At 40.3% G+C, this 12,507-nt stretch carries 15 protein-coding genes; 10 read left to right on the forward strand and 5 right to left on the reverse strand.

The window, feature by feature from the left end; all coding sequences use genetic code 11:
* The first annotated feature begins 211 nt into the window (after window positions 1-211).
* Window positions 212-583: a response regulator transcription factor gene (locus ABDJ41_RS18675; RefSeq protein ID WP_349787610.1), complete on the forward strand. Its 372-nt coding sequence runs from the start codon at window positions 212-214 to the stop codon at window positions 581-583.
* Here ABDJ41_RS18675 and ABDJ41_RS18680 read toward each other — a convergent pair.
* The gene (locus tag ABDJ41_RS18680) at window positions 580-2,454 is read right to left on the reverse strand and encodes a PAS domain-containing sensor histidine kinase (protein ID WP_349787611.1); all 1,875 of its coding nucleotides are present in this window, start codon (window positions 2,452-2,454) and stop codon (window positions 580-582) included. The genes ABDJ41_RS18675 and ABDJ41_RS18680 overlap by 4 nt on opposite strands.
* A gap of 296 nt (window positions 2,455-2,750) precedes the next feature.
* Here ABDJ41_RS18680 and ABDJ41_RS18685 point away from each other — a divergent pair, with 296 nt between their 5' ends.
* From ABDJ41_RS18685 to ligD, 4 genes are read left to right on the forward strand one after another with little or no spacing between them, the layout of a single operon-like run.
* Window positions 2,751-3,071, forward strand: coding sequence for a hypothetical protein (locus tag ABDJ41_RS18685; protein ID WP_349787612.1), 321 nt, complete (start codon window positions 2,751-2,753; stop codon window positions 3,069-3,071).
* On the forward strand, window positions 3,013-3,390 hold the full coding sequence (locus ABDJ41_RS18690; protein WP_349787613.1) for a hypothetical protein: 378 nt from the start codon (window positions 3,013-3,015) through the stop codon (window positions 3,388-3,390). Before ABDJ41_RS18685 ends, ABDJ41_RS18690 begins: the two co-directional genes overlap by 59 nt.
* Before the next feature lie 60 nt (window positions 3,391-3,450).
* Complete coding sequence (locus ABDJ41_RS18695; RefSeq protein ID WP_349787614.1) at window positions 3,451-4,107, forward strand: DUF4142 domain-containing protein; 657 nt, start codon at window positions 3,451-3,453, stop codon at window positions 4,105-4,107.
* A gap of 23 nt (window positions 4,108-4,130) precedes the next feature.
* Window positions 4,131-6,908, forward strand: coding sequence for a DNA ligase D (gene ligD, locus ABDJ41_RS18700; protein ID WP_349787615.1), 2,778 nt, complete (start codon window positions 4,131-4,133; stop codon window positions 6,906-6,908).
* A 105-nt stretch (window positions 6,909-7,013) separates the two neighbouring features.
* Here the strand turns inward: ligD and ABDJ41_RS18705 are convergent, their stop codons facing one another.
* A complete protein-coding gene (locus ABDJ41_RS18705) occupies window positions 7,014-8,099 on the reverse strand; it encodes an AI-2E family transporter (RefSeq protein ID WP_349787616.1) in 1,086 nt (361 codons plus the stop codon).
* Window positions 8,100-8,273: 174 nt separating this feature from the next.
* On the opposite strand from ABDJ41_RS18705, the gene ABDJ41_RS23015 reads away from it, so the two are divergent.
* The 4 genes from ABDJ41_RS23015 to ABDJ41_RS18720 all read left to right on the forward strand — a co-directional run bounded on the left by ABDJ41_RS23015 (window position 8,274) and on the right by ABDJ41_RS18720 (window position 10,748).
* Window positions 8,274-8,363 carry a DUF3175 domain-containing protein gene (locus ABDJ41_RS23015; RefSeq protein WP_502930345.1) on the forward strand — a complete coding sequence of 30 codons (90 nt, stop codon included), beginning with the start codon at window positions 8,274-8,276 and terminating at the stop codon, window positions 8,361-8,363.
* A gap of 459 nt (window positions 8,364-8,822) precedes the next feature.
* Entirely contained in the window at window positions 8,823-9,002 is a 180-nt protein-coding gene (locus ABDJ41_RS18710; RefSeq protein ID WP_349787617.1) for a DUF6496 domain-containing protein, read from the forward strand.
* A 751-nt stretch (window positions 9,003-9,753) separates the two neighbouring features.
* Window positions 9,754-10,278, forward strand: coding sequence for an RNA polymerase sigma factor (locus tag ABDJ41_RS18715; RefSeq protein ID WP_349787618.1), 525 nt, complete (start codon window positions 9,754-9,756; stop codon window positions 10,276-10,278).
* A 248-nt stretch (window positions 10,279-10,526) separates the two neighbouring features.
* The gene (locus ABDJ41_RS18720) at window positions 10,527-10,748 is read left to right on the forward strand and encodes a hypothetical protein (RefSeq protein ID WP_349787619.1); all 222 of its coding nucleotides are present in this window, start codon (window positions 10,527-10,529) and stop codon (window positions 10,746-10,748) included.
* 52 nt (window positions 10,749-10,800) lie between these two features.
* Here the strand turns inward: ABDJ41_RS18720 and ABDJ41_RS18725 are convergent, their stop codons facing one another.
* Window positions 10,801-11,256, reverse strand: coding sequence for a MaoC family dehydratase (locus ABDJ41_RS18725; protein ID WP_349787620.1), 456 nt, complete (start codon window positions 11,254-11,256; stop codon window positions 10,801-10,803).
* A 132-nt stretch (window positions 11,257-11,388) separates the two neighbouring features.
* Here ABDJ41_RS18725 and ABDJ41_RS18730 point away from each other — a divergent pair, with 132 nt between their 5' ends.
* Entirely contained in the window at window positions 11,389-11,529 is a 141-nt protein-coding gene (locus ABDJ41_RS18730; protein WP_349787621.1) for a hypothetical protein, read from the forward strand.
* A gap of 5 nt (window positions 11,530-11,534) precedes the next feature.
* On the opposite strand, the gene ABDJ41_RS18735 is transcribed toward ABDJ41_RS18730, so the two are convergent.
* Both ABDJ41_RS18735 and ABDJ41_RS18740 read right to left on the reverse strand, forming a co-directional pair.
* Entirely contained in the window at window positions 11,535-12,149 is a 615-nt protein-coding gene (locus ABDJ41_RS18735; RefSeq protein ID WP_349787622.1) for a GNAT family N-acetyltransferase, read from the reverse strand.
* Window positions 12,146-12,490 (reverse strand): hypothetical protein, encoded by a 345-nt coding sequence (locus tag ABDJ41_RS18740; protein ID WP_349787623.1) that lies wholly within the window; start codon window positions 12,488-12,490, stop codon window positions 12,146-12,148. Before ABDJ41_RS18740 ends, ABDJ41_RS18735 begins: the two co-directional genes overlap by 4 nt.
* Window positions 12,491-12,507: the final 17 nt, after the last annotated feature.

Genomic DNA, 12,507 nt, shown 5'->3' on the forward strand with positions numbered 1-12,507 from the left:
CTGTGACTCGATCGTCTCCTATTGACATGCTGTTGAATAATTGAATGCTTTAAGTCAATGTTGAAGAACATTTATCTGTTCATATGGTTTAATAAATGTGAGATAAGTTAAAAAATAGCCGGTCACAGTGGTAATTGAGTTTAATTTTATTGAAAAAATGGCAAAATAATTGCTTGTTCATTGCCAGAATTAACGAAAAACCAATAGAATTATGACTAAAAGAATTCATGTGCTTGAGGATGATGAGGATATCAGATACATTATCGGAGTATTGTTAAAAGATGAGGGGTATGAGCTGCAACTTTCTTCTTCATTTACTGAGCTAAAAAGTAAACTGAAAGACTCAGTGCCAGACTTATTTATTTTGGATGTCATGATCCCGGATGGAAATGGAGCGGAGATATGCGCTGATCTTAAATCAGATCCTTTTACCAGGCATATTCCGATTATTGTCATGTCGGCAAGCGAGCTCAATAAAGAAAAGAGTATTGCTGCAGGTGCTGATGATTATATCAGTAAGCCATTTGATATTGATTACATTGTCAGTAGAATAAATAAATTATTAAATCAAGTAAGTAATTAAACAATCTCTAAATCAAAAAAGAAGGTGGAACCCACACCTTCTTTACTATTGAGTTGGATTTGACTATTGTGTTGTGATAGAATTTCTGATACCAGGTACAGACCGATGCCAAACCCAGATGCGGCGTTGATTTGTTGATTTTTTACGCGGTAGAATCTTTCAAATATTCGTTTCTGGTCACTTTCTTTAATTCCTACACCCTGGTCTGTGACCGAGACGCGGACTTTTCCGTTCAGAGGCTCGCATTTAATAAATATGTAGTCGCCCTGTGGGGAATATTTAATGGCATTGCTCAATAAATTGATCAGTACATGACCTAATTTTTCACGGTCAGCAAAGACATTTATATCTTCGCAACCTATCACATTTAAGGTGTGTCGGGTGGTCAGGAATTGTCCATCTTCCACTACTTCTCTTATAAGGGGTAAAAGTTCCAGTTGTTGCCTGGTAACCTGGAGCCGGCTTTCTTCTAATCTGGTCAGATTGAGAAAGTCCTGAACCATAGTGGTCATCTTTTTCATTTTTATATCAGCTCTGGATATCATGCTGATGTAGAAACTATCCTGCTCTTTTACCGCTTTTTGCAAGACCATTTGCAGGTATGCTGCTACAGCGGTTATTGGGGTTTTGAGTTCATGGCTCACCATGGCAATAAAGCTGTTCTTTCGTTGTTCCTCTTCTTTTTTCTCAGTTATGTCTCTTACGATCTTAGAAAAGCCAATGAGTTTTCCCTTTGAATCTTTGATGGGACTTAAGGTGATAGAAACATCAATTGTCCCATTCTCTTTGGTATTCATTCTGGTCTCAAATTGTTTGACTTTTTCACCTCTGGAAACCTGTTGCAGCAAATCGATTGCTTGGTGTTGTTTGTCAGCGGGAAGAAAGAAATGGGCAGGTAAACCGGCTACTTCTTCCTGGTGGAATCCGAAAATTTCTTCAGCAGCGGTATTCCAGCTGGTGATGACACCTTCCAGGTTCATGCTGATGATGGCGTCGTTGCTGGAATCGATAATGGCAATTAGCCGGGCATTTTTTTCTTCGGCGGCCATTGCTTCTGTAATGTCCAGGATTGTACCAATAAATCTCTTGTCTGTGGAGACCGAACCTGAAATGATTTTACCTTGCAGATGTATCCAGCGCTCAGATAGGTCATGGTATCGGATGATCTTGAATTTAGCGCTATAGGTTTCATTTTCGGATGCGTTTAATGATGCGTTTAAGCCTTGATGAACCCATGTTCTGTCTTGTGGATGGACTGTTTTTAAAAAGCTCGCATAATCTACAGTATAATCTTTAGGAAAGCCAATGATGCTGATCGCTTCAGGGGATAAATACAGCCCGGCAGATGCAGGAGTATATTCCCAGGTGCCCATGTTGGTGGAACTAATGGCCATTTTTATCCTGGTGTCGCTTTCTTCTAACTCTTGCAAAAGACGCTCTTTACGTTTCATTTCTAATGCCAGTTCGGTAATGTCTCTGGTGAAACAGCGGGTGTGTATGAATTTTCCGTCTTTTCTCAATACATTCGAGCTGATTAACACATGTTTTACAGATCCGTCCTTACACTTCAATCTTGCCGGGTAATTATGTAGAGTTTCATTATTTGTCAACTTTGTAAGTATGTCCTCAATAACCTGCGCATCGGCATGAAAGTCGGTAATAGATGAACCAATATATTCTTCTTTTGTAAATCCCAGCGCATCAAGTTCAGCCTGGTTTGCCCAGATGATGTAGCCGTTTTCGTCAACCCAGTGCAGTGGAATAGAGGCGCTTTCAATAAAGTCCGTCAGCTCTTCAATACGAGCTTCCATTTCTTTTATTTTTCTTTCGTACAAACCCAGTTTGATTTCTGCACTTGTTAATTCTTTCATGATAATTTTCCGAGAGGGTTGTTGGTCCAGATTACGAAAGATAATCAATTTTCTTTGCATTTATAATCGATAGATCCTGTTGATGGTGTGATTAATGATCAGATATTTGAAACATTTTTCTTTGTCCATGGTTATTCTTTACCGAGTGGTTTAATGAATAAATGCGTATCGTTTAGACTATTTCATCATTGCAGGCTAGCCTATCGCTGACTTCGTTTTCCCGCTGACAGTTTTTGAAATCATAGGTTTTTGATATCGTTTTATTATAACCATGTAGTAAGCTAATCCGGTAAATTATGGAAAATAATAAGGAACAAAATAACTTAGGTGAAGCTCATGTGCCTGCCCAATACGTAGGTTCAGAAATGAATGCTGTTGAAAAGATTGAGTTGGCCTCAGAGGCAGAGGCGTTTTATTTCTTCAGCGTGGTAAAGGAACGCTTATTGGATGTTAACCGGTGGACGGAGTTTGCAGGAGGAGGTATGTCGGATTTTTTTCTTACCGATAACGCTGGCAATCTGGTTCAGCGAAAGGCCACGGGTGGAGATCACATCAGGATTGATATACCCGGACCGGGAACACAGACTGGGGGGTGGTTACGATTGGGTCACGATTGAAGAAATTAAACTACAGGTGCTGGATGATGCGGAGGTATTGAGTATGACGGCCAGACCTTCAGCTAATCCTACCACCTCAAGCGAGGATACTGCTCATTTTCTGACGGATCAGGCAACTTCTACATTCCAGGTGAAACGCATTGGACGGGTCATTTATGCAGAAGAGCATGGACGCAACGAGTTACCCAATACCGATACAGGGATTCCCCTTGACAATATCCGTAATACTTTTGTGGGATGGGGTGCAAAAATCGGGTTTTCTTATCCGCAATGGAAGGCTTTGGTAAAAGGTTTACTCAACAAAGATAATCCGGCTTAGGCTGGCTGATGGGGATGGAATTGAAAGGAGTTGAAAATACATAATTTAAAACATAGCATTATGAAAAATCATTGGATAGGCTTATGGATTATTTGTCTGATTGGCGGATTGCAGGCTTGCAATAATGCCCAACGGAGTGGCCGGGATGAAACTGCAAAGGAGATTGTTGATTCTTTGAGTGATACTTCGCACAGGGCGCAGGCTTTGACTGCTGATGTTGATTTGAATGGTGATGGTAAGGTTTTTATTTTAAGTGTAGCAAATGGTGGTATGATGGAGGTTGAGGCTGCAGGTATAGCCATTAAACGAACTAAGAATAAATTGGTGAAGGATTTTGCGGAGCAAATGTTGAAAGATCATGGTGCCGCTAATGCGGAACTGAAAGGAATTGCGGATGCCAAGGGACTTGGAATAGGTAAGTTTTTGCCTGATGAAATGGCTGCTGATCTGGCTAAACTCAATGGCCTGGAAGAACGGGCTTTTGATTTGCAGTATATGCGTATGATGATTAATGATCATCAAAAAACGGTTGAATTATTTACATCTGGTACCCGTCTTGAGGATGCGGAATTGAGGGCTTTTGCTGTCAAAACTCTTCCCCTTATTAAGGGGCATTACCAAACTGCTATGGCTATTGGAAAAAAAATGAACATTAGCAATGCCAATAACGGTGATGATGTTTTGGGAATCAGTCCTGGGAAAGTGGAAGGTCAATAATTTAATACTTTAACTGTTTGCTCATGAGTCTTAAAGAGTATAATAAAAAGCGTGATTTTAGCAAAACAGCTGAACCAAAGGCTGGCAAACCTAAGGCGGTCGGTAAACTGCAGTTCGTGATTCAAAAACATGATGCTTCGCGTTTGCATTATGATTTTCGGCTGGAAATGCAGGGGGTATTGAAGAGCTGGGCCGTCCCTAAAGGCCCTTCTACCGACCCTAAGACTAAACGTCTGGCGATGATGGTCGAGGATCATCCCTTTGATTATAAAAGTTTTGAAGGGATCATTCCTAAGGGGGAGTATGGTGGGGGGACGGTAATTGTCTGGGATGAGGGTACTTACGAACCGATTGAGAAGATCAGGGGAAAAAAGGCTCAGGAAAAGCATTTGCTGGCTCAGCTGAAGGCTGGGTCATTGAAAATTATTTTACACGGTAGCAAGCTCAAGGGTGAATATGCGTTGGTCAAAACCCATGGGATGGGAGAGAATGGTTGGTTGTTGATCAAACATAAGGATGCTTATGCTGACACTGGTGACATTACCAAAAAGGATAAATCTGTGCTTTCCCGCAAGACCATCGAGCAGATGGAAAAAAGCAGTGACAAAGTCTGGAAGAATGGTCATGCACAAAAACTGCAAATGCCTTTAAAAAGGAAAAAAAAGATGGCAGAAAAAGTGGTAGCTGCCAATTTTGAGCAGGGGAGTGATGGCTCTGAGGGTGAAGGGGATAAATCTGAAGATCGGGGAGAGCTGAGTCCGGAGTTGAAGGCTTTGCTTAAAAAAGGAACAAAATCAAAAATTCCAATTGGGATGAAGCCCGTGTTGGCCACTCTGGTTGATGAGCCTTTTGATGACCCGGATTGGGTTTATGAGGTTAAATGGGATGGGTACCGTGCATTGGGTTTTTGTCTTAAGAATGGTGATGTGCAGTTGTTATCCAGGAATAATAAGCAGTTTAATGAGAAATTCTATCCGATTTATGAGCTGATGCAGAGCTGGAAGATGGATATCGTGGTAGACGGAGAAATTCTGGTCATCAATGATAAAGGAATTTCTAATTTCGGTGATTTACAGAACTGGAGAAGTGAAGCCGATGGTGAGTTGGTTTATTATGTATTTGATTTGATCTGGTATCAGGGTAAGGATCTGACAGGACTCCCGCTTTCTGAGCGTCAGGCGATTTTGGCTGAGGTTTTACCTCAGGATGATGACAGGATAAGGTTAAGTAAAGTCTTTAAAGCTAAAGGAACTGAGTTTTTCCGGGCGGCAACTAAAATGGGACTGGAGGGCATCATTGCGAAAAAAGCAGATAGTTTATATTCAAGAAATAATCGCTCTTCAGACTGGCTGAAGATAAAGGTACATCTGCGTCAGGAAGTGATCATTGCTGGTTTTACCAAAAATGAAGGAACTTCTAAGCAGTTTAGCTCCCTGCTTCTGGGCGTTTATGAGCAGGGACATTTGCAGTACGTAGGCAAGGTGGGAACAGGCTTTAATGATCAGGATCAGAAAGAGATGATGGCGCAGTTTCAACCACTGATCGTGGACAAAAGTCCTTTTTCAGCGATTCCGGATGTGAATAAGCCTTCGCGTTTTCGTCCCAATCCACCAAAAGCGAAAGCAACCTGGCTGAAGCCTGAATTAGTTTGTGAAGTCGAGTTTACTGAGGTGACTTCCGATGGCGTGTTCCGTCATCCTTCTTTTCAGGGAATGCGGATAGATAAAAAGGCTAAAGAGGTGATCAGGGAAGGGGCAGTAGAAACTAAAGCGATTGTTGATAATGAGCTTCCCGATCAGCAGAAAACTGACCCTGTACATAAGGATCAGCATGCCTCAGCGATCCGGCCACCGAAGTCTATTGGTCGTAAGACTTTGCTGAATCCTAAAGATGAAACCCAGGTGCGTAAAGTGAACGGACATGAATTGAAGTTTACTCATCTGAGTAAACTCTACTGGCCTGAGGATAAGGTGAGCAAACGCGATATGTTTAATTATTATTACCAGGTGGCGGGTTATATTTTGCCTTACCTGAAAGACCGGCCGATGTCACTGAACCGGTTCCCTGGGGGAATACATGGTAAGAGTTTTTATCAGAAGGATGTTAAAGGAAAGGCTCCGGATTGGGCAGATACTTTTCCTTATACCACTAGTGAAGATGAACACAAGGAATACCTTTTGGGTAATGATGAAGCCGCTTTGCTATGGATGGCCTCGCTGGGCTGCATTGAGATGAACCCTTGGTTTTCCAGGAGCCAGTCACCGGATAACCCGGATTATTGTGTGATTGATCTTGATCCCGATAAAAACACTTTTGACCAGGTGATTCAGGTGGCTAGAATGGTGAAAGAGGTGTTGGATCAGATGGAGGTGCCTTGTTTTGCCAAGACTTCGGGGTCAACAGGGATACATGTTTATATTCCTTTGGGGGCGAAGTATAGTTATGATCAGTCACAGATGTTCGCCAGGATCATTGTAAATCTGGTTCATCAGCAGGTGCCGGAGTTTACCAGTCTGGAGAGAATGGTGGCTAACCGTAAGGGAAAGATGTACCTGGATTTTTTGCAGAACAGGCCCGGTGCGACGATTGCGGGTCCGTATTCTTTGAGACCTAAGCCTGGAGCTACCGTATCTATGCCGCTGGACTGGGAAGAAGTGAAGCCTGGAATGACCATGAAGGATTTTACGATATTTAATGCCTTGGATCGCCTTAAAGAGACTGGTGATCTGTTTAAAGGTGTGCTGGGTAAGGGCATTGATCTTAGCCAGGCAATTCAGAAAGCTAAGGATGTTTTTGGATAAGCTGAGATTGATGTGATGGGTATTTATTGGACTGGCTGGCGTAGATAGCATTACACGTCTGTTGGGATTTCAGTAGTGAATTTGATCATGGCCGTATTTTAGGGTTTATTTATACAGAATCCGTTCTATTCGCTTATCCATCTGGGGATCATGATCGAACCTTTTGAGATAAAATTCTTCATAATAGGCTTTTATAATTGCTGCCATTGGGGTAGCGAGCAGTGCACCCATTAACCCGAAAGCAGCGGCCATGGCTAACAATAGGAATAATAAGGACACCGGATGAATATTCATTGTTGCAGACCTGAGCTTTGGCATGAGCAGATCAGCTACCAGTTCATTCATCAAAAGGAAAAAAAGCAGGCACCAAAAGGCGGTTGCCGGACTTACTGATAAGGCAACCAGTGTTGGTGGTATGGCCATGATATAAAAGCCAATTTTAGGAATGAGTTCTGAGAAAAAGGCCATTGCAGCCCATACGAGTGCTCCGGGTACTTTTAAGATGGAAAGGAAAATAAAAACTAATATGGCCTGGATGATTCCTCCTATAAGATTCGATTTCATCCAACCTCCGAGCATGATAGAAGTGTTTTGCAAGGCCTTCTCTGCTTTAATCCTTTGATTTGGTTCGAATACAGATAAATAGAGTTCGATAACAGGTTTTGGATTGCCCACAAAAAATACAATCATAGAAATGAATACGATAAATAGAAAAATCCCTCCCAATACACTAAATGAAAAATTTCCCAAACTGATGACAGTTTTGTCTAGGGCAGGCATAACCGTGGAGAGTGAAAATCCTTCTGCTTGAAGTTCTTTAGCTAATTCGGGATATTTTTGTAAGATTTTATTAAGATACGAAGAGACACTGTTCAAATAGCCGGGAAGATTGCCAATAAGGGCATCGATTTGTGTACTGATGTGAGGGACCACAAGGATCAATAGTAAAGTGATAATAACAAATATACTTCCAAGTATTAAAGTTGCTGCCTGCCATCGTTTCATACCCTTTCTTTCCAGCTTTCCTACGGGCTGATTGATGATCAGTGCAAGCACGATTGCAAATAAGGATAGAATCAATATGCTGATTATCTTGTATAAAAACCACAATAAAATGACTAGTCCAAATGTGTAAAGCACCACTGAGGTGATTAGACGATAAATGCTGTGGCTGTATTTTTCTCGCTGCATAAATAGGTTAGATGTAGATGTTTCCTTTTATTGCAACAACCTTTCAAAAAGATTGTTTTTAGGATACACAATACGCTGAAGATGGCATTTGAGATGGACAATGAGTTTTAATTCTGTCCTATATTAGGGTTTTTAGCTATTGATGCAGTCGATAGGCAAGAAATTTTTAACTGTATGAGCGATTATTTCTTCAGTGCCACCCGGCAAATGTCAATGCTGACTTTTTATATTAACCGGGCCGGGAAAAATTTGTCTGAGGAATAAAAAATGTGTCGGAGCGTTCAAAGAAAGAATTCGTGGCTGCTTTGGGCAGACACTAAAGGTGAAATCCTGATAGCGGGTTTTGTCCTTTAACTGATTGATATTAGGCGTTTTATGTTTTTTCACAAAAGGTAAACTATTGTGTTTATCGGTTGTTTATAAACTGGTAACAAACTTAAAATCATAATGTTATGAAAAAGATAATGATCACATTATTGCTGGCTATGTTTTGTTGGTCAGCATTCGGTTGGCAAGTTCCTCCACAGGATACCACAAAAAAAACGTCAGGATACTTCGAAAAAACATCCGGTAAAGTCAAAAATGTCTAAGAAGAAAAATCCTTGGAAAGACAGTACTAAAAAGGACACCATCAAACGCAAAACGATGGACACAGCTGTAAAGATTTCACCATTATTTTAATTGATAGGCATTCATTTAAGGATTAATTAATAGCATATAATTATGGCAAAATATTCGGAAAGAGCAGGCGAAAAGGTTGAAAAAGCCATGCACGAGGAGAAAAAGGGGACTTTAAAAACCGGAACAGGTAAGAAAGTCACTTCTAAAAAGCAAGCGATTGCAATTGGCCTGTCTGAGGCTCGAAAAGAAGGTGCTAAAGTCCCGAAGAAAAAGTCTTCATAAGGTTTTACCAATTAAATAAGTGAAAATGCAAAAGATAATTGTTGTCCTGGCATTCTTAATTGTTATAAGTGCAACCAGCTGTAATTCAGACAGCGCAAGGGAAAGCGCTGTTGATTCATTGGTTACTGATACATCTTTCATGGATATGTTGGATGTGGATTCAGTGAGTCAAGTTGATAGTGCAGTCAGAAGTAATACCATGGCCGATACAGTGCCATCGGTTCTGCCAGTACCGTAAACTAATTTCAAATTTATTTGTAGTATATGGCGGCGGTAATCTTTGATGCTGCCGCTGTTTTTATCATCAGGTTTGCTGCGCTCGATTCATTTGCACAGTAAAAATGAAAACCCATCCGAGTGACTCATAGCTTGGCTGGAAGAGGTTGACTACCTTCGGTACCTCTTTTCAGGGGTGCCGTTTTTTGACTACTTGAAAACAGTTGCTTGGGTTGAGACTTAAGCAAATGTATCAGCACTGCCCTGTCTAACGGACATCTTTTTTTTAAGTGGTTTTATTTTTCGAACTGTTTTTCGGATATAATTAAAAATATACTCAGAAAGGGGCTGGAAGTGCTTTTTTTTGCTTGTTTTTCTTTATGAGCCTGATAAAAACACATGTCAAATCGGAATTGTTTGAGAATAATTTATTTTATATTATATGGCTTATTTGTAGTGCTTTTGCTGTGTGTTGGTATGTGTTTTGCCTTGGTATGACCGAAAGATATTTACTTAAACAGATACGCGAAATCCTATGACTACAATCAATTTAAACACTGAAATCTGCAATCAACTATCTTGTCTGGAGAACTTTGCCATGAAGTTTACAGCTGACCAGGAAGATGCCAATGATCTGGTGCAAGACACGATCATCAAGGCAATCCGGTATCATAAACTTTATCAACAAGGGTCTAATCTTCGGGGATGGTTATATACTATTATGAGAAATACTTTTATCAACGACTATAGAAGAGATGGTCGCAGGAGGAATATTCTAACGGTAACTGACGATTTGAGTGCGCAACAATTGAAGAACAGCGCTTCGAGCAATTTAGGGGTGGGTAAATTCGTTATGGAAGATATTGATAAGGCTATGGGAAAACTCCAGCCGGAATATTCAGTTCCATTTTTAAAGTATGTTGAGGGCTATAAATACCATGAAATTGCTGAAGAATTAAATATTCCAATTGGTACGGTTAAAACCCGAATACATGTTGCCAGACAATCACTGAAATTCCAGCTTCAAATGTATGCAACGCAGTCGTCTTCTGTGTGTTAACTGGAATCCTTATGTTTTATGATTTTGATAGCAGGTCTTGTACCTGCTATTCTTATTTCAGTTGTTATCTTTTTCTGCTGTTTGTTTAGATCTGTGGAACCCTTCTTCCAGATCAGTTAGCTATTGATTTTTTTGTTGAAGTGTGTGTGGGCTTTACATGGCTGGAAGTCATCGAAAAAAGTTGACAGTTTAGTTAAACATCATTCCATATTTAGTGTTTAAATTGTATTAACATAATCTATGATTCAATGAAAACTACGCAGAATTTTAATCAGACCAAATTACGCAAGGTAGATATTGACGTGATAAAAGGGGCGCAGCAAACTGATCAGCTTGAGGCTTTAAAAGCCAATGCGCTTAGACATTCATGCGGTCGGCAGCAGAAGCGTATGATCGCTTATGTGATGATTTCTGCTATAATCGGTGCCGGATTGGTAGCTTTAGCTAAGCGCGTTAGATGGTCGTGCTAGCTTTTTTGCTGTGCGCTAAATTGAGGCTTATTGGTGTCAAAAGATAGCTGCATCAAAAGTGATAGAGAAAGATGACCTCACCTGTATAAGCTGGTTTTGCCTTTCCTTTGATACTTAGGGTGGCAGTAATCACCACTTTTGTGACACCTCTTAAATCGGCTATAGACTTGAGTTTTGCTTTCAGCTGTATTTCATCGTTCACAAGTACCGGCTGAGTAAACTTAAAATGTTCTATTCCATAGTTTATTTCCATTTTAACGTTGCGGATGTCTGCGATCTGTTTCCATAGATAAGGAATTAATGACAACGTTAAATAACCATGGGCAATGGTGGCTTTGTAGGGACCTTCATTTTCTGCTCTTTCCTTGTCGGTATGAATCCATTGATGATCAAGCGTTGCATCTGCGAATCTATTGATCTGGTTCTGATCGATCTTATGCCAGTTGGAACTGCCGATCTCCTTACCAGTGTATGCTTGGTATTCCTCGAAACTATTGATAATGACCATGTTTTTTATGATTTCAAATGTTTTTTATGACAAACCTTTTAAGGTTCAGTTGGTTATCTAATAAAGAATGATTGGGTACCATAAAATTTAATAAAAATGAAAGCTACATAAAGAATTAACAAAAGGACGAATATGGGAAAAGCTTTTGTGAAAAAGGATAAAGGGTATTATTTTCATTCCGATGAGGATTTCAGGGAAGATTGGGATTGGGGGAAGGCCAAGGTGATTGCTTCTAAGACTATTTCAAAACCCGGAAAAAAGTTTGAGATTTAGTTTTGTCAACTGTTTGACTTTGGACATGTTGTGTAGGTTGTTGTGTGCTCATTGCTACAGCAGACTTTTTCGAGCTGGTGATTGTTTTGATAGAAATCCTGGATGACATCAAAAGGGGCTTTAAATTCAAAATTTGCCTTTTCTAACACTCTTCTTGCTGCAATATTTTCCCGGTTGATCACTGCGCCGATTTTACTTATTCCTTGCCTGAGTAATTCTTCCATTAGTTTAGGAAGTATTTCAGTCATGATATAGCATCCACTAGCCGCGCTACTTAAATAAAACTCTATAAAGAATGGGTAATAATCCATGTGATAGTGCTTGCGTGCAAGCTCAGGAGTGATGACATCAATCATACCTATAACTTTGTTGGATGCTTTATGTGTGATAAAATGGAGGTAATTCTGCCGGGAATGGTAATTTAATATGGCGGTTTGCAGCAGCAACTCTGCCTGCTGAAGATTGTGTAATCTTTTCTCTGGTATGTACTTTAAAGTCCATTCATCTGACAGGATACTGAAAATATCTTGGGTGAGTTTTTCAAAGTGATCCATGTCTTGGGAACGAAAGGAATGAACTAGTAGTTCTTCGTTTTCCAGAAAAATCGTTTCAAGCATCATGCCTTAAAATAACTGGTTAATGCATCGCTGATCTCAGTTGGCAAGGCTTTTCCGGTTTTGTTCTCCAGCTGGTGCTGCCCGGAGTTAAATTTTTCTATATAAGTCCCATTTTGGTTATTGAACTTGAGGTAACCCTGATCAAAGTATCGTTCCTGTACATCACCTGAAGAATCCATGGATCGGAAAGCCAATTTTTGAATACTTCCTGATGTTTTTTCGAGGATTAACCAGAGGTAAACATCTGCAATATCTGCTTTTTCCTCCAGGTCATAGCGCTTCACCTCGATGACGGCATGTTTTTCGTTTTCCAGAAAGTATAAGCAGGCAAAATCAGTTTTCATTCGTTTCAACAATAGCT

It is taken from the genome of Pedobacter sp. ASV1-7 (genome assembly GCF_040203335.1).
In the GTDB taxonomy this organism is placed as follows: domain Bacteria; phylum Bacteroidota; class Bacteroidia; order Sphingobacteriales; family Sphingobacteriaceae; genus Pedobacter.